At 64.9% G+C, this 18,164-nt stretch carries 13 protein-coding genes; 7 read left to right on the forward strand and 6 right to left on the reverse strand.

Annotated features, from left to right (window positions below; genetic code table 11):
* Nucleotides 1-343 precede the first annotated feature (343 nt).
* From AACH06_RS26740 to AACH06_RS26750, 3 genes are all read left to right on the forward strand, one after another.
* Nucleotides 344-811, forward strand: a complete 468-nt coding sequence (locus AACH06_RS26740) for a hypothetical protein (RefSeq protein ID WP_341428871.1) — start codon at nt 344-346, stop codon at nt 809-811.
* Nucleotides 812-910: 99 nt separating this feature from the next.
* Nucleotides 911-1,363 carry a HEAT repeat domain-containing protein gene (locus AACH06_RS26745; protein ID WP_341428872.1) on the forward strand — a complete coding sequence of 151 codons (453 nt, stop codon included), beginning with the start codon at nt 911-913 and terminating at the stop codon, nt 1,361-1,363.
* A 140-nt stretch (nt 1,364-1,503) separates the two neighbouring features.
* Nucleotides 1,504-2,088, forward strand: coding sequence for a hypothetical protein (locus AACH06_RS26750; protein ID WP_341428873.1), 585 nt, complete (start codon nt 1,504-1,506; stop codon nt 2,086-2,088).
* Between the two features lie 383 nt (nt 2,089-2,471).
* On the opposite strand, the gene AACH06_RS26755 is transcribed toward AACH06_RS26750, so the two are convergent.
* Nucleotides 2,472-3,665, reverse strand: coding sequence for an elongation factor Tu (locus tag AACH06_RS26755; RefSeq protein WP_341428874.1), 1,194 nt, complete (start codon nt 3,663-3,665; stop codon nt 2,472-2,474).
* 814 nt (nt 3,666-4,479) lie between these two features.
* Between AACH06_RS26755 and AACH06_RS26760 the strand changes: the two genes are divergently transcribed.
* Nucleotides 4,480-6,006 carry a serine hydrolase domain-containing protein gene (locus AACH06_RS26760; RefSeq protein ID WP_341428875.1) on the forward strand — a complete coding sequence of 509 codons (1,527 nt, stop codon included), beginning with the start codon at nt 4,480-4,482 and terminating at the stop codon, nt 6,004-6,006.
* An 81-nt stretch (nt 6,007-6,087) separates the two neighbouring features.
* On the opposite strand, the gene AACH06_RS26765 is transcribed toward AACH06_RS26760, so the two are convergent.
* Both AACH06_RS26765 and AACH06_RS26770 read right to left on the reverse strand, forming a co-directional pair.
* Nucleotides 6,088-6,348, reverse strand: a complete 261-nt coding sequence (locus AACH06_RS26765; protein ID WP_341428876.1) for a hypothetical protein — start codon at nt 6,346-6,348, stop codon at nt 6,088-6,090.
* Nucleotides 6,349-6,390: 42 nt separating this feature from the next.
* Entirely contained in the window at nt 6,391-7,005 is a 615-nt protein-coding gene (locus tag AACH06_RS26770; RefSeq protein WP_341428877.1) for a hypothetical protein, read from the reverse strand.
* Between the two features lie 427 nt (nt 7,006-7,432).
* Between AACH06_RS26770 and AACH06_RS26775 the strand changes: the two genes are divergently transcribed.
* Nucleotides 7,433-8,728: an HD-GYP domain-containing protein gene (locus AACH06_RS26775; protein ID WP_341428878.1), complete on the forward strand. Its 1,296-nt coding sequence runs from the start codon at nt 7,433-7,435 to the stop codon at nt 8,726-8,728.
* A 27-nt stretch (nt 8,729-8,755) separates the two neighbouring features.
* On the opposite strand, the gene AACH06_RS26780 is transcribed toward AACH06_RS26775, so the two are convergent.
* From AACH06_RS26780 to AACH06_RS26790, 3 genes are all read right to left on the reverse strand, one after another.
* Nucleotides 8,756-9,301: a GNAT family N-acetyltransferase gene (locus AACH06_RS26780; protein WP_341428879.1), complete on the reverse strand. Its 546-nt coding sequence runs from the start codon at nt 9,299-9,301 to the stop codon at nt 8,756-8,758.
* A gap of 99 nt (nt 9,302-9,400) precedes the next feature.
* Complete coding sequence (locus AACH06_RS26785; RefSeq protein WP_341428880.1) at nt 9,401-11,392, reverse strand: hypothetical protein; 1,992 nt, start codon at nt 11,390-11,392, stop codon at nt 9,401-9,403.
* Between the two features lie 137 nt (nt 11,393-11,529).
* The gene (locus AACH06_RS26790; protein WP_341428881.1) at nt 11,530-14,664 is read right to left on the reverse strand and encodes a tetratricopeptide repeat protein; all 3,135 of its coding nucleotides are present in this window, start codon (nt 14,662-14,664) and stop codon (nt 11,530-11,532) included.
* Between the two features lie 454 nt (nt 14,665-15,118).
* Between AACH06_RS26790 and AACH06_RS26795 the strand changes: the two genes are divergently transcribed.
* Nucleotides 15,119-16,549, forward strand: coding sequence for an RICIN domain-containing protein (locus AACH06_RS26795; protein WP_341428882.1), 1,431 nt, complete (start codon nt 15,119-15,121; stop codon nt 16,547-16,549).
* Nucleotides 16,546-18,081: a right-handed parallel beta-helix repeat-containing protein gene (locus tag AACH06_RS26800; protein ID WP_341428883.1), complete on the forward strand. Its 1,536-nt coding sequence runs from the start codon at nt 16,546-16,548 to the stop codon at nt 18,079-18,081. The genes AACH06_RS26795 and AACH06_RS26800 overlap by 4 nt, the downstream gene beginning before the upstream one ends.
* Nucleotides 18,082-18,164: the final 83 nt, after the last annotated feature.

The raw sequence follows: 18,164 nt of genomic DNA on the forward strand, positions 1-18,164 counted from the left end.
CGCTGTTCGCGCTCGCGAACTTGTGGCTGGTGCGTCGGCGCTTGCTGGGAGCCGGGGCATGAGTGCGTCCAAATCGGCGAAAGCCTGGGCTACGCTCGCCGAATCGGCGCCCAAGAGCTTGGGCTGAAGGCGTTTCTGGCATCTCGAGCCAAGATTCCGTGTTCTTCAGCGTCCATGCACGTCGCGCCATGCTTTGTGCAGACCATCCCTAGGGAACGAAAACTCCCCCATCATTCCAATGGAATCGCGCCTTACCCCAGTTCTTTGCGGAGCATGCGTTGTCGTCTTGACCGCATGCTCAACTAGCCCGGCCATACCAAAGTTGGAGGGTCGTCCAGACGTGATGGCTCGAGTTGACGCAAGGCCGGGGGAGTTCCAGTTGTTGAGGGGGTCGATCGATGCCAAGCCAGGGCAGTTGCCAGAGCCCATCCGATTCGAGTTCGAATTCCAGAAAATGCAGCCTTCCGAGCAATGGCGGCCCACGATCAATCTGTGCGTGTATGCGGGAAACGAGGAACAGGTCATGTGCCTTCAAGTCATGAAGACGTCTGAACTTGCACAGCTTGTGCCTCGGGTCCTGATCACAGTAGACAAGTCGTCCGAGGTCCAGAAGAAGGAAACCAGCTTTCTGCTCGAAGCCAAGTCGACCCATACACTTGATGTGAATTTTTCCAAAACGGTCACGTCGTTCAGGATTGATGGAAGGCTTGTGCATGAACAACCCTCCTCGCTTGTCCTTGACGCGTACTACTTCAGTTGCTCTTCTGCTGTATGCGGCTTCAACATCTATCAGCCTCCGGGCAGGCACTAGCGAGCAAAGCCCAGGCTGTGCGTGGTTGCTCGTTCCCTAACCCCTTCGTCAAGGGGACCTGCCTTCGGCGGGCCCCTTTTGTCGAACGTTAGGCGTCGTATGAGCCCGCCGGAAAGCTGGTTTGAGAGTGCGGTAGCGGAAAGTTGGAGCCAAGCAGTCATGGCTGCTTCAGTTCGCTACGCTGAGGTTCGCGATCAAGTTGTCAAGGCGCTGAAGTCCGCGAATCCAGAAGTCCGATCGGCAGCGATCGCCACGGTAAATGAAGCGAATGACAAGTTGGCTCATGATCTTGTCGTCCGACTCGCCAATGATCCCGACACTCAAGTTCGCGAAGAGGTTATGGAATACATCGAAGAGTTTCCGCAGGAGAGCGATGTCGGAATCCTACTTGGCAGCCTCAAAGCAGGCGAGAGCCTCTACTTGGCAAGCTCCGCGCTCAGAAAGATCCTTGGGAATGTTGGACCACTACTCGATGATGAAGAAGCCGATACTAGAGCCAATGCAGTTGCAGCTTGGGAAGAGGCCGTTCGTTTCTACCTCAGCGACGTCTAACACCTCTTTCAAGGGGACGTCCCGCAAGCGGTCCTCCTCTTACTTCGAGCGTTAGGTGTCGTCAAGTGATTCGACGCGTTCTCCGATTCCTAGGTTACGGACTCGCGTGTCTCCTGACGGCAATAGCTTGCCTCGTTGGCTTGGCTGTCCTTTTCAACGATCAGGAAGACACCTTCTTCGTTGTCGGCGCCGAGCTTGCCGACCCCGCCTACTTGAATACACTTGAGCAGGATCTCCGAGGGGCCGATCCTCTTCGCGATAACTTCGGCTTTGGGTTTTCTGCTCATCGTCTAAAAGTGGGCGAGGGACTCGTTCTAGCGTACCGCCACTTTTCTGGTGGCAGCATCAACTACATCGATGACGAGACGTACCGCAAGTTGACGATCTGGCTCCGTGACCCGCGTGCCCACCTCGTAACCAGGCAAACGGTAAGCTTTCCAGGTCAAGGCATAGTGCTTCTCTCGTCGGGCGGCTCAGCTTGGCCACGCAACGACTGTTCTGGCTACGTAACAGGAACAGCGGAGATCACGCCACTTGATTTTGGTTTGAGCATTCATGTCGAAGGTACCTTTGTGCCTCGTGGCACTCGCAGAGCCCTGGATGAATGCAAATCACGAGAGGTCAATTTGCAGTTCGTAGCGACGCAGGCGCGACTCTCAGGGCTCACGCCTTGGCAAGGCGGCTCAGGAGCCAAGCATCCTTATGCCGAAACCTATGTTCATTAGTTCCGCAACGGCGACACCTAACCCCTCCGTCAAGGGGACTGGCCTGCGGCCAGCCCCTTACGTCGAACGTTGAGGACTCGGTCAGGGTCTGCTTTTCGGTTGCCAACCTGCGGGCGGTGAAAGACGGCAATGGGTCGAGGTCAGCCAGTCACGCCACACGGCAGCTGACGTTCGCCTGCCGCGGCGACAGGAACCGCGCTCGGGTGGCTCTTCACCGCTACGTTCATCAGGCCGGCGCCGCCGCTGATGAACGCTTGAGGCCGCTATTCGACCGCAGCGCCTGAACGGAGGCCCCCAATTCTGAGCAGCCCCTGGCGCCCGCGAATGCGAAAGCCCCCGCTGCCTGACAAGCAAGCAACAGGGGCGGGGAAGGCATCAGCCTTTCAGCCGAGCACTTCAGTCACGACGCCAGCACCGACGGTTTTCCCGCCTTCACGCATCGCGAAGCGCATGCCCTTCTCGATCGCGACGGGCTTGTTCAGCTCGAAGTTGATCAGGGCCTGCGCGCCGGGTTCGACAACGCCGGCATTGGCGTCGACGCTGATAACTCCGGTCACGTCGGTCGGGCCGAAGAAGAACTGCGGCTGGTAGCCGGAGCCGAACGGCGTGTGGCGGCCGCCTTCTTCCTTGCTGAGGACGAAGATCTGAGCACGCCCCGTGCGGTAGGGCTTCAGTGCGCCGGGCTTGACGACAACCTGGCCGCGCACGACCTCATCGCGCTTGACGCCGCGCAGAAGAAGGCCCACGTTCATGCCCGCACGCCCTTCGGCCACGTCCTTATGGAAGGACTGCACGCCGGTGACCACGACAGGGTCGTCACCGGACGAGCTGAGACCGACGATCTCCAGCGAGTCGCCCACGCGGATGACGCCGCGCTCGATACGACCGCTGATGACGGTGCCGCGACCCGCAATGGTGTGCACGGCCTCGACGGGCATCATGAACGGGCTGGCGTAGTCGCGCACCGGGTCAGGGATGCGCGAGTCCAATGCGTTCACCAGCTCGACGATGCATTGCACGTCCGGGCTATTCAGCTCGCCACGTTCAGCGGCGGCCAGCGCCTTCATCGCACTTCCAAAGACGAAGGCGGGCTCCAGGTAGCCATGGGTGGCCAGCAGAGCGCCGATCTCCATTTCGATCAGCTCGGCGATATCGGCGCGGTCGCTGTCGGGCACCAGGTCCATCTTGTTCACGAACACCACCATGTGGCCCACATTGACCTGGCGAGCCAGGAGAACGTGCTCGATGGTCTGGCGGGCGGCGCCTTCGGTGCCGTCTACCAGCAGGATGGCGCCGTCCATTTGCGAGGCGCCGGTGATCATGTTCTTGATGTAGTCGGCGTGGCCCGGGCAGTCGATGTGCGCGTAGTGGCGGGTGTCCGATTCGTACTCGACGTGCGAGGTGTTGATCGTGATGCCGCGCTCGCGCTCTTCCTTGGCGTTGTCGATCTGCCCATAGGACAGAGCGCGGCCGCCGAAACGTGCGGCCTGCACGGAGGTGAGCGCAGCGGTCAGGGTCGTCTTGCCGTGGTCGACGTGTCCGATGGTGCCAACGTTGACATGAACCTTGGTGTTCATGATGAGTTCTCCAGTTTGATGGTGAGTTTGAAAGGTGCCGATGCCGTCCACTGGCCAGGTGGACTTGTCGACGGGGTTGTCGGCGCGCGCGCCAGACCAGGTGTGCCCGCTTGCGCGGACAAAACAAAAAAGCCTGCGGGGTGTGTGGCCACCCGGCAGGCTTTCTCAATTCGCCTGAAGGATGGACCTCCAGGCACACGCAGGCCCGGAGGGGTCTACACGGACCACTCCACGAAGGGGACGCACGGCACGGCGCTGCAAGCAGCGAGTGCGGCGAAGAATGCGGACGAATCTCGATCGAGGCTCATGGCCTGGGTCTCCAACGGAGGGCGGAAAAAACAAAACCCGGTGGCCTATGGCCTACCGGGTTTCGTCGAACTCAGGAGGCCGAGCCTCCGGATGGAGTGGCTCTAGGGAAGCAGTGCTGCGTCATATGCCGCGCGCAGCGTATGCACCGCTGCGTAGCGGGTCGTCGATGCGGCTTGAGCGCGTTGAGAAATGAGGAGCTGCTTCATGGAGGCCGAAGGCTAACACCGTGATGTGATGGAAGCAACGGTGGCGTTGCGCGCGCGCAGCAGATGGGGCGTCACGCGAGTCCGGTGACCGTCGGCGCACCGGCATTCGTCAAGCCCGATCTGGTTGGCCTTGGGCTGGGCTGAATTGATAGGAACGACCGGTTGGGGGCGAAGCACGTGTTCAATCCATCTCGATGCTGACAGCCAAGTCAAGCGGCGGAGAATGTCCACCGGCCGGGAAGCCGAACAGGTGCCCTCGACCGTGGAGAAAAGCAGCAAGAAGGATTCAAGGAGGCTTCATGCGGAACTCCGCTCGATTCAGCGCGACGTTCTTCGTCGCGGCGGCCGCGCTGGTCGGCGGGGGCGCACTCGCGGCCAGTGCAGAAGATGCACCCTGGCCGACGCTTGGGTGGCACCACTCGTCTCCGGAAGCTCAAGGGCTCGATTCCGATGCACTGGCAGATGCGTTCGACTATGTTCGTGACCACGACACGCGAATCCACAGCCTCACCATTGTCCGCAATGGCCATATCGTCTTGGATGCCTATTTCTGGCCGTTTCAGAACGGGCAGTTGCATGACGTGGCATCCGTGACGAAGAGCGTTACCACCACGCTGGCTGGGATCGCGGCCAGCCAAGGGGCCTTCGCTGGACTCTCGCAGCCACTGACCTCGATATTCAGCGGACGCGCAATTACCAATCTGGACGACCACAAGCGGCGGCTGAGCCTCAAGCACCTCCTGTCGATGACCTCTGGACTGGACTGTCACGCCGAACCCGGCGAAATCACGCTATGGCAGATGAGGAGAAGCAACGACTGGACGCAGTTCATGCTGGATCGTTCGATGAGCGACGAACCCGGAAGCCGCTTCGAGTATTGCTCGGGTGGCATGCATCTGCTGTCCGCGGCGATCACAAAGGCGACCGGCTTCAGCGCGCTGGATTTTGCGCGGCGGGAGTTGTTCTCTCCACTGGGCATCGGCAACGCGACTTGGCCGGCTGATACCCAGGGCGTCTCCTATGGATGGGGCGACCTGCGCCTTGAGCCCCGAGACATGGCCAAGTTGGGTTACCTATGGCTCAACAATGGCCGCTGGGAAGACCGACAGATCATTCCCAAGGGCTGGATGGAGGCGGCCATTCAACCTCAGGCCAGCCCGCCGTACACGGATCAGAAGTATGGCTACGGCTTTTGGCTTCATACGAACCGGCGGCCGCCTGAGTTCGAGGCGGTTGGTCGTGGCGGCCAGCGGATCACCGTCGTTCCGGAGAAGAACATCGTCGTCGTGTTCACGGGCGGCGAGTTCGAGCCTGGCGAGGTCGGCGCATTCATCGGCCGTGCCCTCAAGGCCGACGAGCCCTTGCCAGAGAACCCATCGGGGACGGCTCGTCTAGCCGCTGCCGTCAGGGAGGCCGCAATGCCTCGGCTTCCGGCTGGGTATGTGCCGCCGCTGGCAAAGGAGATTTCAGGCAGGCGATATACCCTCGCCGCAAATCCGCTGAACCTGAAATCCTTCGTACTCACCTTCTCGGACGCGCCGGGCCCGCAGCTTGAACTCGAGGTCGGCGATCTGCATGACGGGCCACGGCCCATTGGACTGAATGGAGTTCCGCATTTGTCTTCCGACGGCCCTTCGGGTCTACCTGTCGCTGTGACGGGGGTCTGGGAACGCGAGAACACCTACTTCATTGAGTACAACGAAGTCGGGGGCATCAATACCTATCGTCTCAGGCTGCGGTTCACGGGCGATGACGTCGACGTGACCTTGTCCGAACGGTCGCGGGTGATCCCGAGCGCCAGATTTCGCGGCACATCCGCGCGCTGAACGCCGGGCGCCCGCCTTCTTGGAGCGCGAGCACCGGATTGGGATCGGGTGCCAGCTGATGACCAACAAGCCAGCAGCCCTTCAGTATTCGATCACGCGTTCGAGCCTGAGTTGCCAGTTCGCTTCGCCGCGGGTCAGCCGGTACTGCATTTGGCGCACACCGCCGCTGGGCTCGGCGTTGAGGTCGCCGTCTTTGTAGACCGGGAAACGCCTCACCAGCGCGCCCTCCACCACCGCGAAGTCGTCGTGCCCCATGTAGCCCTGGGCGGCCTTGGCGTCGTCGCTGACGGGTGGCAGGTAGATCTCGCTCAGAGACTTGCGCTGGTTGGCGCTGAAGGCCACCAGCGTGGCGTACGCGCCAGCGCCTGCCGATCTGACGTAGACTTACAACTCGGGCGAGCCGTCGGCGTTGAGGTCGGCCACCTCGGCGCGTGTGATCTGGCCTTCGATGGAGCGGACGATGGGGGTGTTGTCGATGGCCAGCCCGCTGGGCACGATGCGCAGTTCGTTGGTCGATCCGCCATTCGCGCTGGTGGCGTGAAAGCTGATCCCCTGCAGCGTCAGGGTCTGGTCGAACGGCACGAGCGGCGGTGCGGCGGCCGGCAACACGGTGGGCGGGGTGTTCGCCGGCCGTACCGCCATGCTGCTGGGCAGGCCGGCCGTGTCCCAGTAGACAAAGATCGACTCCTTGGCCAGCCGGTAGATCTGGCCTTGGTCGCCCAGGCCCTTGCTGCGGACAGCCTTCTGGCCGTTCTCGTCGATGTAGTTCCCGGCCGCGCCTTGCGGGCTCAGTTCGTGGCGCCGGCCATCGGCCCGGTCGATGGCCACGTGGCCCTGGCGCTGCGAGTAGGTGCAGGCAACGACCTTGGAGGCGGTGTCTGAGCCCTTGGGATAGATGTCGCAGCGCGCGTTGACGGTGTCGGCGCGGGACGCGCCAAAGCATCCCATGCACAGCAGCACGGTGGCTGTGGCGCACAGAGAAAGTGAACGTGGTTTCACCGTGATGCTCCTCTGTTGCATGGCTCGGTCGGCCCGCCGGCATGCGTGGCCCGCCCTGCCTCGGTGATTCTCTGGCAGACACAAGCCATATGCGTGTGGTCAGTCCAGTGTGGCGCCAAAACGGATGGCGAACTGGGGCCAGGCGGGCAGCCAAATCGGTTGGCCACCCGCAACCGAGCCGGCCGTTCACGAGGGGTCAAAACAAGCACTCGGCACAGGCGCAGAGGCACTTGATAGCGATCACTTGTCATCGCCCCTCTTCAGCGGGCCGAATCGTGTGCACTCCGGCACGCTTCGTCTCGTGGTCAGGCCGCCCCTTCCCCCTTTGTCGCCGTAAACGTTTTCTGCAGCAGGCCGATACGCGGTTACAAACTTAATCAAGGGAGTTCGCGGCACGCCTCACACGGGGCGTGGCCGTACCGCTGTCATGACCGAAGCCGTCGAAGTCAACCACCACTACCTCGACCGTGTGGTGGCCCTTTCCGAAAACAGCGGCGTCGAAGCCAGTGAAGACATCATCGCCGGCAATGGCATGAAGCTTCTGGCCAAAGGCGCCCGCATCGATGCCCGCGCCAAGGAAAGGCTGCTGGAGTACAAGCTCACCAAGCCTCTCGAAAGCATGATGCGGGTGGTCGAAGGCGTCGGCTCGCGCAAGATCGACCGTGTCGCCGAAAGCCTGATCGACCGGCACCCGCTGCTGTCTCGCCTGTGTGGCGCCGCCACGGGCAAGCTGCTGACCACGTCCCTGCGCGACCTGATCCTCACCCCCCAGGTTGACTCGCTGTTGAGCTTGTACGCCTCACAAGGGCCTTCGAAGCTGGACCATGCCGTTGGCATATCGCTGCTGAGCGCTGCCATGGGCAACGAGATCGCCAATGGCCCGCCGATGGACCTGATGCTGATGTCCGGCCTGCTGCACGACGTGGGCGAGCTCTACATCGATCCGGCCATCCTCTCGGCCGGCGGTGCCCAGTTGAGCCCGCAGCAATGGAAGCATGTGGCCGCCCATCCGATCGTTGGCAGCCGGGTGCTCAAGGACATGCCCGGCGCCGGGCCGAAGGTGGCGCAGGCGGTGCTGCACCACCACGAGCGGCTTGATGGCTTCGGCTATCCGGCCGGGCTTCGCGCCGATGCGTTGCCGATGGCGGGGCAGGTGCTGGCCATGGCCGAAATGCTGATGGGCCTGCTGGAGGCGGGCCAGCACCATGCCGAGCGCGCCGAAGTGGCGGTGAAGCTGATCCCCGGGGAGTTCAACCGCGCCTTGCTGGACAAGGTGGCCACCGCGGCCCATGCCGAAAGCAAGAACCCGAAGCGGCCGGCCAACGGCCATGCCGAGCTGGAGTCTTCGATCAGTGAGCTGACCGAACGGGTGACCGCCGTGTACGGCGCGCTGCTGCGATTTCGCCAGCACCGCGACACGATCCAGGCTCAGCTCGCCACCGCGAGCGCGCCCCTGCAAACCCTGCTGCAGCACGCCCTGGAGCGCTGCCACCGCATCTGCATGGCGTTCTCCAGCACGGGGCTGGACAGCCACCGGCCCGAGCAACTGACGGCCGAGTTGGCCGACCTCGACCGCACGGTGCAGCTGGAAGTGTCACTCGTCCTGCGAGAGCTGCAATGGCGCTTGTGGGAGCTTCAGCGCGAAATGGCGCTGCGCTCTGAACAGCTTGCGCCAGGCGACAGCGCCGTGGTGAAGCAGTTCATCCACATCACCACCGCATAGAGCCATCGCCCTGCCCGGCCGGGCCTCTCAGGTGGTGCTCTTGCACCGGGCGTAGATGGCGGTGTCGCGCGGGCGGCCGCCCAGGTTGGGCCGCCAGGTGGCCAGGCGCAACACGCCTTCCTTCTGCAGGCCCAGCTTCTCCAGCACGCGGGCCGAGGCCAGGTTGTCGGCATCGGTGGTGGCCCAGATGCGCAAGACGGAGGGCTGCCGTTCCAGCCAGTCCACCAGCAGGCGGCCGGCGGCTGTGGCCACGCCCTGCCCCCAGGCCGCCCGCGCCACAAAGTAGCCAAAGTCGGCCGCATGGCCTTGCACACGCGTGGCGATGCAGCCGACCAGCGGGCCACCGGAACGCGGCTCGATCACCCAGTGGTACTCGCTGCCCGCCACCCAGCGGCCGGCCACGCCTTCGAGGTAGGCCCGCGCATCGGCCACCGACCGGTGGGCGGGCCAATCCATGTAGCGCATCACCTCAGGATCGTGGGCCACGTCGAACACGGCCTGCGCATCGGCGACGGTCGAGCGGCGCAGGCGCCATTGCGCCCCCACGATCACCTCAGGAACCTGCTTCAACATGCCGCGCCCACTTTGTCAGAGGGCGCGATTCTCGCAGCGCATCTCCACCTCACCTGAAGAACGCGCCTTGCTGGCTTCTCTGCCCCTGAGGCGGCCCACTCAGGGCGCCAGGCGCGGCAGCACCTGCACGGTCTTGGGCAACGCTGTTTTCAGGCGAACGCCGCCGTCGGCGTCGTGGATCAGCAGCGTGCCCCCGTTGGTGTCGGTGTTGAAGCGCACCGTCGCCACATCGCCGTGGGCGAGCGTGATCTTCGCTCCGGTCTTGCCCTGCGCATCGGAGCGCACCGCCGCCGTGAAGGCGGCATCCGCCCCCAACACATGCAGGAAATCGGTGCGGTCACCCGCCGCATCCACCACGTCGATTCGCCGGCCTGCGTTCATGTCGCCGTCTACCTGCGGCCACGACAGCACTTGCGAAACCAAGCCGGCGGGCGCCAGGCGCCGCACATCCAGTTGGTGGCCGGCCGCGTTCATCGTCAGGCGGTCGCCGTCGACCACCGGCTTTTGCGGCAGGTTCAGTGTCCAGACCCGGCGCACACCCGTGCCGCTGGTTCGGACCCGATCGAACACGACCAACGTCGAGGGCTTCAGGAACACGAACTCGCGCTCCCACTTCACCACCGAGGCCTGGCCCGCAAACATCGGCGTGACGCGGGCCAGGCCATAGGCATAGAGCGGCTGATCGGCCAACGCCAGCATCTTGCAGCTGGCGCCCCATTTCTGCGGCACCTCCTGCCCGCCCTTCTCGATGCGCACCAGGTTGTGCGGCGCCTGGTACTGGGCCAGGCCGGAATGGCTGTTGATGTTTTCGTCAAAAGCCAGCCAGGTGCCCTGGTAGAACACGAAGCTGCCCTGGTCCTGGTGGGCATGGCTCTCGGTGTAGGGCCCGCAAATCAGGTTGGCATAGGCGGCCTGCTTGTCCCACGCCGACCGCATCGAGAACTGGCCTGTGCCGCTGCCCCAGTGCGCCGGGTACAGCTGGCCCAGCGGGCGGGCGGCCATGCCAGACTGGTCGAACACATAGTCCACCCAGTACTCGAAACCGTTCTCCATCCGCGGCACCGACGATTGGGCCAGCAGGGTCTTCGACAAGCCCGCCATCGGATCGCCCGGGTACAGGTGCGAAAGAATCTCGAGGTACTCGCGGTGGTAGTCGAAGAAGGCGGCCGTCGAGTCGCGCGCGTGATCCCCCGTGGGTGCCAGGCGATCCAGTGTCGGCACGATGTCGTGCATGAACTTGTCGAACGAGGCCAGGGTGTGCGGCGTGAGGTCGGCGATGCGGTCGGTGGTCGACTTCTCCCACAGGTAGTACAGGTTGAACAGATCGCGCATGGCCGTGCCGTAGCCGGTGCCTTCGCGCGAGCCACCGCCTTGGAGATCTCGGTTGAAGGTGGGCACGAGCTGGTTCTGGATCTTCTCGTAGCGGAACTTGTCGATCCACTGTGGCGCCAGCGCGTTCTCATCGTGCGAGGCCAGGCCCAGCAGCATCGTCGCCCGCAGGAAAGAGTAGTAGTAGTTGTTCGACGGGTTGTCGATCGACCACCCCGACCAGGGATACAGCGTCTGCCCCCATTGGGCCTGCTCGGGGTTCCACACATTCCAGACGGCCTGGTTCGCGTAGGTCACCCAACGCGCCCGCTGGGCCGAGCTCATCTGCGCACGGCACCAGTCGTAGACCATCGAAACATTGCCAATGGTCGGGCCCACATACAGATAGCTGTCGGCGGCCACCGTGGCGCGCTGGTTGCGCTCGATCAGCGCCTCTTCCGAGCGGACGAAGTCGTCGGTCAGTTGCACGGCGTAGTCGCAGTAAGACGACTTGCCGGTGACCTGGTACATCAACGCCGCATGCCACGCGGCAAACTCGTAGTAGTCGGCGCCGTTCATCTGCGCGTCGACATAGGCCTTGAAGCGCGCCGCCGCCGGGGCCCCCTGGCTCATCGACGCTTTCAGCCGGCTCAGGGTGGATGCATCGGGCACCAGGATGCGAGGCGACCCGAGTGGGGTGATGACGATGTCAGCGTGCGCGGCGCCCGCGGCGGCTCCCCACAGGGCCGCCGCCGCCAGCCAGCGGGGCCACCTCGGCCACACAGACGGCGCCTTCGACCCGGCGGGCGGCCTGGCCCATGTCCCAGCAAGAATGCAGCCCATGTGCAGCCTCCATCGTGTTGCCTGGGGCGATGGTGCACTTCAGGAACGCTGCTGTCAGCGGCTTTTTCCGGGTGTTTCTACTCCTGGCTTGTCGACATCTCTCGCTCCAGCCATTCCAGCAGCTTTTCCATCAGTTGGTGGTCTGCCAGGCTGTTCAGCATCTTTCCGCTTATTGCCAGCAGGGCGTGTTCACGCTCACGAGTTCGGTGCGCCCGCCGGATGTCGCGCTCCTCGTCGGGATCATCACGCCAGCCCTGCTCGCGGGCCTGGCGGCTCGCGGCCAAGGGATACAGGGGCTCGGTCAAGCGCTTCAGTTTCTCTGAGCGTTGCCGCTGCAAGCCTTGGATGCCCTGCCAGAGCCCGGCCAGATCGGCCACCTCATCGATGTCGTAGCGCACATGCTGCCGCCAAGGGTCCAGTTGCAGCAGGCGCAGCCGGATCGCGTCGCGCTCGGCAGGGTCCATGGTCGTGTTCTCGCTCAGCTCGTTGAGTTGCCGCCAGGCGCCCAGGTAGTTCGCATCCTGCGCCACCACGCGCCGGAACAGGCTCAGCGCCTCGTCATGGCGCCCTTGCACCTTGCGCAGATAGCCCAGCATGTAGGGCACCTGGGGCTTGACGTTGTCGTTCTTCAGCAGGCTGGTGAATATTTGTTCGGCCATACCCCGCGCCTCGTCCGCCGCGAACACGCTCTCGCAACCGAAGCAGTGGCTCTCCAGCCGCCCGAAGCTCTCTGGCATCAGCTCGAACGCGCGCCGATAGTGCTCCAGCGCCTCCCGCTGGCGGCCCGTCTTGCCCAACTCGACCGCGAGCCGCGACTGGATGCAGTACGCGTCGGCAAACTCGCCCAACGCTTCGCGGTAGATCGACGCTGCGCGTTTCGACAAGCCGACCTTCTGGAACTCGTCAGCGCGTTCGGCGATACGGATGGCCTTGACCGCCCGCCGGTACAACGTTGCGCCTGCCGTATCGCCCTTGGCCTGCAGCACATCCGCCAGCACCGCGTACGCGCGCATCCGGTCGTTCGCGCCCTGCTCACCGTCGGAAGGATCCACGGCGATGGCACGCCGCACCGTCTCTTCCGCTGCCGCCACCTGCCCATCACGCAGCAAGACTGCGGCCTTCCAGATCAAAGGCCGCTCTTCGAAGGGGTCTTCCGCGGCCAGGCGGTCGAGCTCCGGGATCGCCGAGGGGCCTGCGATCTCGGTCCACAGCTGGTAAGCCGGGTCGTGCTGGGGCATCCGAATCACCACCGCGTAGGCCAGCGCCGCAGCGCGCTGCGTGTCGCCCGCGGCCCTGAACGCGCGTGCGGCCATCAGCCCCAGTGGCGTGCCCAGCGAATCTTTCTCGCCCACCAGTTCACCCAGGTCGTCGGCGCTCCAGTACGTCACCTCGTCGAGCATGCGCCGCACGTCGGCGTGTCGGCCAGCCGCGTCGTACAACCCCACCAGTTCGATCAGGCTCGCACGGGCAGCAGGGTTCGCGCTTCGCACTTCATCATTGGCGAACTGGACGCGAGATTGATCCAGCAGGCTCAATGCCAGAGACTGCGCCGCGTCAGGCTGCCCTTGGCGACGAAGCTCTGCCAAGAGCTCCGTCGCGCCGCTCGGATCCCAGGGGTGCGGCTGCGATTTCGGTCGCAACAACAACGCCCTGCCCGCCTCGACGCCCTGCTTCGCCCATTCCGGCCGGCCGACCAGGCGACCCAGCGCCGCAAGGCGCGCTGCCGCCCAGGAACGTTGGTGGTCATCAAACGAGTGCGCCGCGGTGGGCCACGCGACCGGCTCCTCGCTCGGTGCCTTCTTGGGCATCTCGCTCATGGACCGCAGCGTCGCCGCCACCGCGTCCAGCTGGTCGTCCGACGACAGGGCGGTAAAGCGGTGCGCGAGCAGCGTTTGGCGCTGCCGCGGTGTCAGGTCCGTGCGCTTGAGCGCGGTCTCGATGCTCGCCCGTGCCTCCGATTGGCGGCCGAGTGATCGCCCCAGTGTCAGGTACAGATCCCACAGAGGCAGTTGCGGCCGTTGCTGCAAGAGATGACCCAGCCAGCCGAGAATCTCAGGCCCCTGCCCGGTGCGGCCGATCTCGGCGGCCAACGCGCTCGGTTGCAGGATCCAGTCCTCCGCCGAAACACGAAGCATCACCTTGTCGGCCGCGCCCCGTTGCCCCGCCAAGGCCAGATCCAGGCCGTGGTGGATCTGGGCCCTGACCTGAGAAATGTCGCGCACCACGCCGGTGGGGCGGCCCGGCGGATCAGACAACGGGCCGGAAGCTGCATCGGCGCCAGGTTCGGGCCGCGCGCCGAACCGCGCTTCCATCGCTTCGTAGAGCGGTCGCTGACCGAGGCCCTGGATCAGCCCCCATTGCGGCGTCTTCAAATCTGCCACGTGCTCAAGTGCCACGCGCTGCGCGAGCCGCAAGGTGGCTTCGCCGGCCACGTCGTAGAGGGCCATCGGCGACTCGGTCATCACGCGGCGCAGTGCCGTCTCGGCACGGGCCTCGCCCACCAGGGACACCAGGTCGGGCACCTGCGGTCGCCGAATCTCAATGCTGCCCTGGCGCGCCCTGCGGACGAACAACTCATCGACCGGCGCCGCGCCGGGGTAGATCGATTCCACCTGCTCAAGCACACCGCGGAACGTCAGCCGCCGGAGTTCGCCACCTTCGCTGTCGTCCGCATCGAACAGCGTCGACAAGGCCTGGGCAGAGCGGCGCACCGCCTCGGCGTCGTTCACCAAGGCATGACCGATCAACCCGAGCGCCAGCGCGAGGACATCCTGCGGCTGCTTGGTCGCCCGGGCCTGCGCCGCGTCGCGAATGGCAGGCCACGCTTCAGGACGCGGCAACGCCGCCAGCACCGAGCTCAGCCCCGCCGAGTCGTTCACCAGCGGGTCAAAGGCCCGCTCGAAATCCCGCTCGTCGTCAGGCCGTTTCAACTTCGCTGCCCGGTCCCAGAGCGCCAGCCACTGCCGGGCGGCCTCGGGGGCCGGCAAGGCCTCCTGCGCCGAGCGGAAAGCCTGCACGTCTTTCAGCAACGCCAGGCTGGAGTCGCTTGATGCATCACTCGGGGACGTGGTCTTGGGCAGCGCCTTGGCGGCCACGCGCGCGAGCACCTTGTCGACGCTTTGAAGGGCGGCGGGGGTGGCGGACTCAGCGGCGAACGCGCCAGCGCCCCCCAAGGCCAAAACAGCCGCCAACGCGGCGGGTCGAAGTGTCATGAGATCCCCCTGTGATCTGCGTGTTGTGATCGATGGCCAGCCGTTCAGGCCGAGACCTAACCCGCGCTTTCAGCGGCTGGCGGTGCGGATGGTAGTTGACCGCGGCGCGGTGACGAGCGGGCCACGACAACTCGAAACAGTTGCGCCCACGGTGCCGCGATCGGCCGATGCCAGTCAACGTCGCGCCACAACTGGTATCACGCTGTTTCGCGAATCCGGGTCGTTTTCGACAAGAAAATCAGTGAGTTAGGGATGGAGCTGGTTCTACTGGCTCGAAATTGGTATGGCCAGATGGCACACCCCGGTACGCGTCGATAGACTGCGCCGCGACCGCCGTTGAGGCCATCACTGGCCGGCTGCCGGCGGGTGTGATGAACCCGGGTTCCGCCGCCGACGCCGCCCTGCTGCGACACGACGGCGCGTGCACGGGCCTGCGACCTTCGAGGAGACCCCCATGAAGACCACCCGATCGCCCTTCATCGTGCGCCGCCACTGGGCGGCAGCCGCGGCCTTGGCCGCCACCCTGTCCACCACGGTGGCCGGCGCCGCCACCACGGTGGCGCCCTACTTCGAAACCTGGGCCTATTGGGGCGGCTACACGCCCACGACGCTGATGGAAGCTAAGAACAATGGCGGCGTGATGGGCGCCACCATGGCTTTCGGCGTCTCGGACAACGGCTCCTGCCAACTGGGCGGGGGCATGGAAAACCTGATGAGCGGCTCGGGCCTGGCCGACATCCTGGCCTTCCAGTCCGCCGGGGGCAAGGCGATCCTGTCATTCGGCGGCGCCTCGGGCACCTACCTCGAGGCGGCCTGCAGCGAAGATGCGATGTACTCGATGATCCGCAACATCATCGACACCACCAAGGCCAAGGCGCTCGACTTCGACATCGAGGGCAGCCAGCTCGACAACACCTCGCTCAACAGCCGGCGCAACAACGTCATCAAGCGGCTGCAGGCCACCTACCCCGGACTGTATGTGTCGTTCACGCTGCCGGTCGATCCCACCGGCCTGCCTGGCAGCGCGGTGACGCTGCTGCGCAGCGCGCAGAACGCCGGCGTCGTCACTTCGGTGGTCAACATCATGGCGATGGACTATGGCCGCGATGCCGACCAGGGCCGGCCGATGGGTGACCTGGCCATCATGGCGGCCAACGCCACGTTCAACCAGATCAAGGGCATCTACACCGGCAAGACCGATGCTCAGCTGTGGGCCATGATCGGCATCACCCCGATGATCGGCGTGAACGACGTGCAAAGCGAAGTGTTCCGCCAGAGCGATGCCACCCAGGTGACCACCTTCGCCAAGGAAAAGGGGCTCGGGTTGCTGGCCTACTGGGCGCTGCAGCGCGACATGCCCGGCGGCAGCGACTACAACAACTACAGCCTGGTCAACAACTACGCCTACGAGTTTTACGACCTGTTCTCTGGCGGCGGCGGTGGTGGTGGCTCGGTGGAAGATGGCCGCTACCTGATCAAGTCGACCTTCAGCGGCAAGTGCTTCGAGGTCCAGGGCGGTTCGCGTGACGATTCAGCCCAGATCATCCAGATGAAGTGCCGCTCGGTCGGCAAACAGCGCTTTGATGTCAAAGACATGGGCGGCGGCAACTACCGCATGTTGAACCAGCGCAGCGGCAAGGCGATCGACATCGAGGCCTCGTCGAACGCAGATGGTGCCAAGGTCCAGCAATACACCGACAACGGCACCGGCGCGCAACGGTTCGAATTCGTCTCCACCGGTGTCGCGGGTGAGTACACCATCGTCAACCAGCACAGCGGCAAGTGCCTGGACGTGGCGGACAAGAGCCAGCAGGACGGCACCAAGATTCAGCAGTGGACCTGCACGGGCGGAGCGAACCAGAAGTTCCGCTTGAAGAAGCAATGAGCCGACCGGTACGCGCATCGGCCCCGGCACGGGCCTTGGCACCGGCCCCGGCACCGTCTTTGGCACGGGCCTTGGCACTGGCCTTGGCAGGTGGGCTGGGCCTGATGGGGGCCGCACCGGCCTGGTCCGCCTGCATCGCCTCTGGCGATGAGCGGGCCATCAACGCCGCCTTGCAAGGGGTCGGCGCCGAAGCGGTGCTGTGCCCGGGCGCCGTGTTCTCGCTGAAGGCGCCGGTGCAATTCACCGCCGCCGATCAGCGCCTGTACACCGAGGGGCTGCCCACTGGGGCCACACGGGCGGTGCTGAGGGTGACAGGCACCAGCCAGGCCAGCGCCATCGTCGGCATGCACAGCGGCATCCACATCGAGAGCGTGGTGGTCGACGGCGCACGGCCGGCGCTGGGTCGGCTGGCCGGCGGTGCGGGGCTGATCGAGATCGGCGGCGCCGTCACCGGGCAAGTGGTGCGCCACATCCGCGCCTTCGAGCCGCGCGGATGGAGCGCGCTGCACCTGATCGAAGGCGGCGTGACCGATGGCGTGCCGGCTTGCCAGCAGGCCACCATCACCGACAACCAGATCGGCCCGGCCGGCATGCCCGATGGCCAATGGGCCGACGGCATCTCCCTGGCCTGCGGGCGCTCCACCGTCAGCCGCAACACCATCACCGACGCCACCGACGGCGGCATCGTCATCTTCGGCGCGCCCGGCTCGGTGGTGTCCGACAACCTCATCGTGGCCCACAGCCGCGTGCTGCTGGGCGGCATCAACCTGGTGGATTTCAACCCCACCGCAGGCCACTACGAGGGCACGCTGGTGCAGGGCAACACCATCGATGCGGCCGGGGCGCTGATCAAGGTGGGCATCGCGATGGGGCCGGCGGTATGGGGTTGCGACGATCGTGTCGTGCGCGGCGCCACGGTGAAGGACAACCTGCTGCGCGGCAACCACATGGGCTATGGCTACCCGATCAACGGAGTCGACGGCTTCACCGTGCTTCGCAACAAGGACAAGGCTCGCCATGTCGGCCTGCCGCAGGCGGGCTGCGGCGGCGAGGTCTCGGCACCCGCGGGCTTGCAGCAACAAGCCGGCCACAGCGGCTCGTCAAAGCTGCAGAAGGGCTATGTGACGGGGAACGTCCACTATGTGCTGGGCGTCACCGAGCCCGCTGCCCTGGCCGCATTGAAGCAACCGCAGGGCTGCACCGGTCTGTCGATGAACCAGGGCCTGGCCCCGGGCCAGGAGACGCTCTCGTGCGATGGGCGTTTCAGCTTGAAGCTGCAAAACGATGGCAACCTGGTGCTGCGCCAGGGCAAGACGATGTTGTGGAGCGCCGGCACCTCGGGCCGCGTGGTGGCTCAGGCCATCCAGCAGTCGGACGGCAACCTCGTGCTGCACGATGCGGCCGGCATGGGGGTGTGGTCGACCGGCACCGGCACGCACCCCGGCGCGCGGTTGATCGTCCAGGATGACGGCAACCTGGTCATCTACGACGGGTCGACGCCGGTGTGGTCCAGCGGCACCTGCTGCCACTGATCCGGCCACCCACACCGGACCTGTCGATCAGCCGACGGCGCCTGATCGTCGCCCGATCGTCGCAGTCAGCCCCAGCAGAAGAC

This window comes from Ideonella lacteola, assembly GCF_038066555.1.
In the GTDB taxonomy this organism is placed as follows: domain Bacteria; phylum Pseudomonadota; class Gammaproteobacteria; order Burkholderiales; family Burkholderiaceae_C; genus Ideonella; species Ideonella lacteola.

Excerpts from the sequence above, each read along its gene's own strand:
- AACH06_RS26790 (WP_341428881.1), bottom strand. The coding sequence starts at position 14,664 with ATGACACTTCGACCCGCCGCGTTGGCGGCTGTTTTGGCCTTGGGGGGC.
- AACH06_RS26755 (WP_341428874.1), bottom strand. The coding sequence starts at position 3,665 with ATGAACACCAAGGTTCATGTCAACGTTGGCACCATCGGACACGTCGAC.
- AACH06_RS26800 (WP_341428883.1), top strand. The coding sequence starts at position 16,546 with ATGAGCCGACCGGTACGCGCATCGGCCCCGGCACGGGCCTTGGCACCG.
- AACH06_RS26780 (WP_341428879.1), bottom strand. The coding sequence starts at position 9,301 with ATGTTGAAGCAGGTTCCTGAGGTGATCGTGGGGGCGCAATGGCGCCTG.
- AACH06_RS26760 (WP_341428875.1), top strand. The coding sequence starts at position 4,480 with ATGCGGAACTCCGCTCGATTCAGCGCGACGTTCTTCGTCGCGGCGGCC.
- AACH06_RS26775 (WP_341428878.1), top strand. The coding sequence starts at position 7,433 with ATGACCGAAGCCGTCGAAGTCAACCACCACTACCTCGACCGTGTGGTG.
- AACH06_RS26740 (WP_341428871.1), top strand. The coding sequence starts at position 344 with ATGGCTCGAGTTGACGCAAGGCCGGGGGAGTTCCAGTTGTTGAGGGGG.
- AACH06_RS26745 (WP_341428872.1), top strand. The coding sequence starts at position 911 with ATGAGCCCGCCGGAAAGCTGGTTTGAGAGTGCGGTAGCGGAAAGTTGG.
- AACH06_RS26795 (WP_341428882.1), top strand. The coding sequence starts at position 15,119 with ATGAAGACCACCCGATCGCCCTTCATCGTGCGCCGCCACTGGGCGGCA.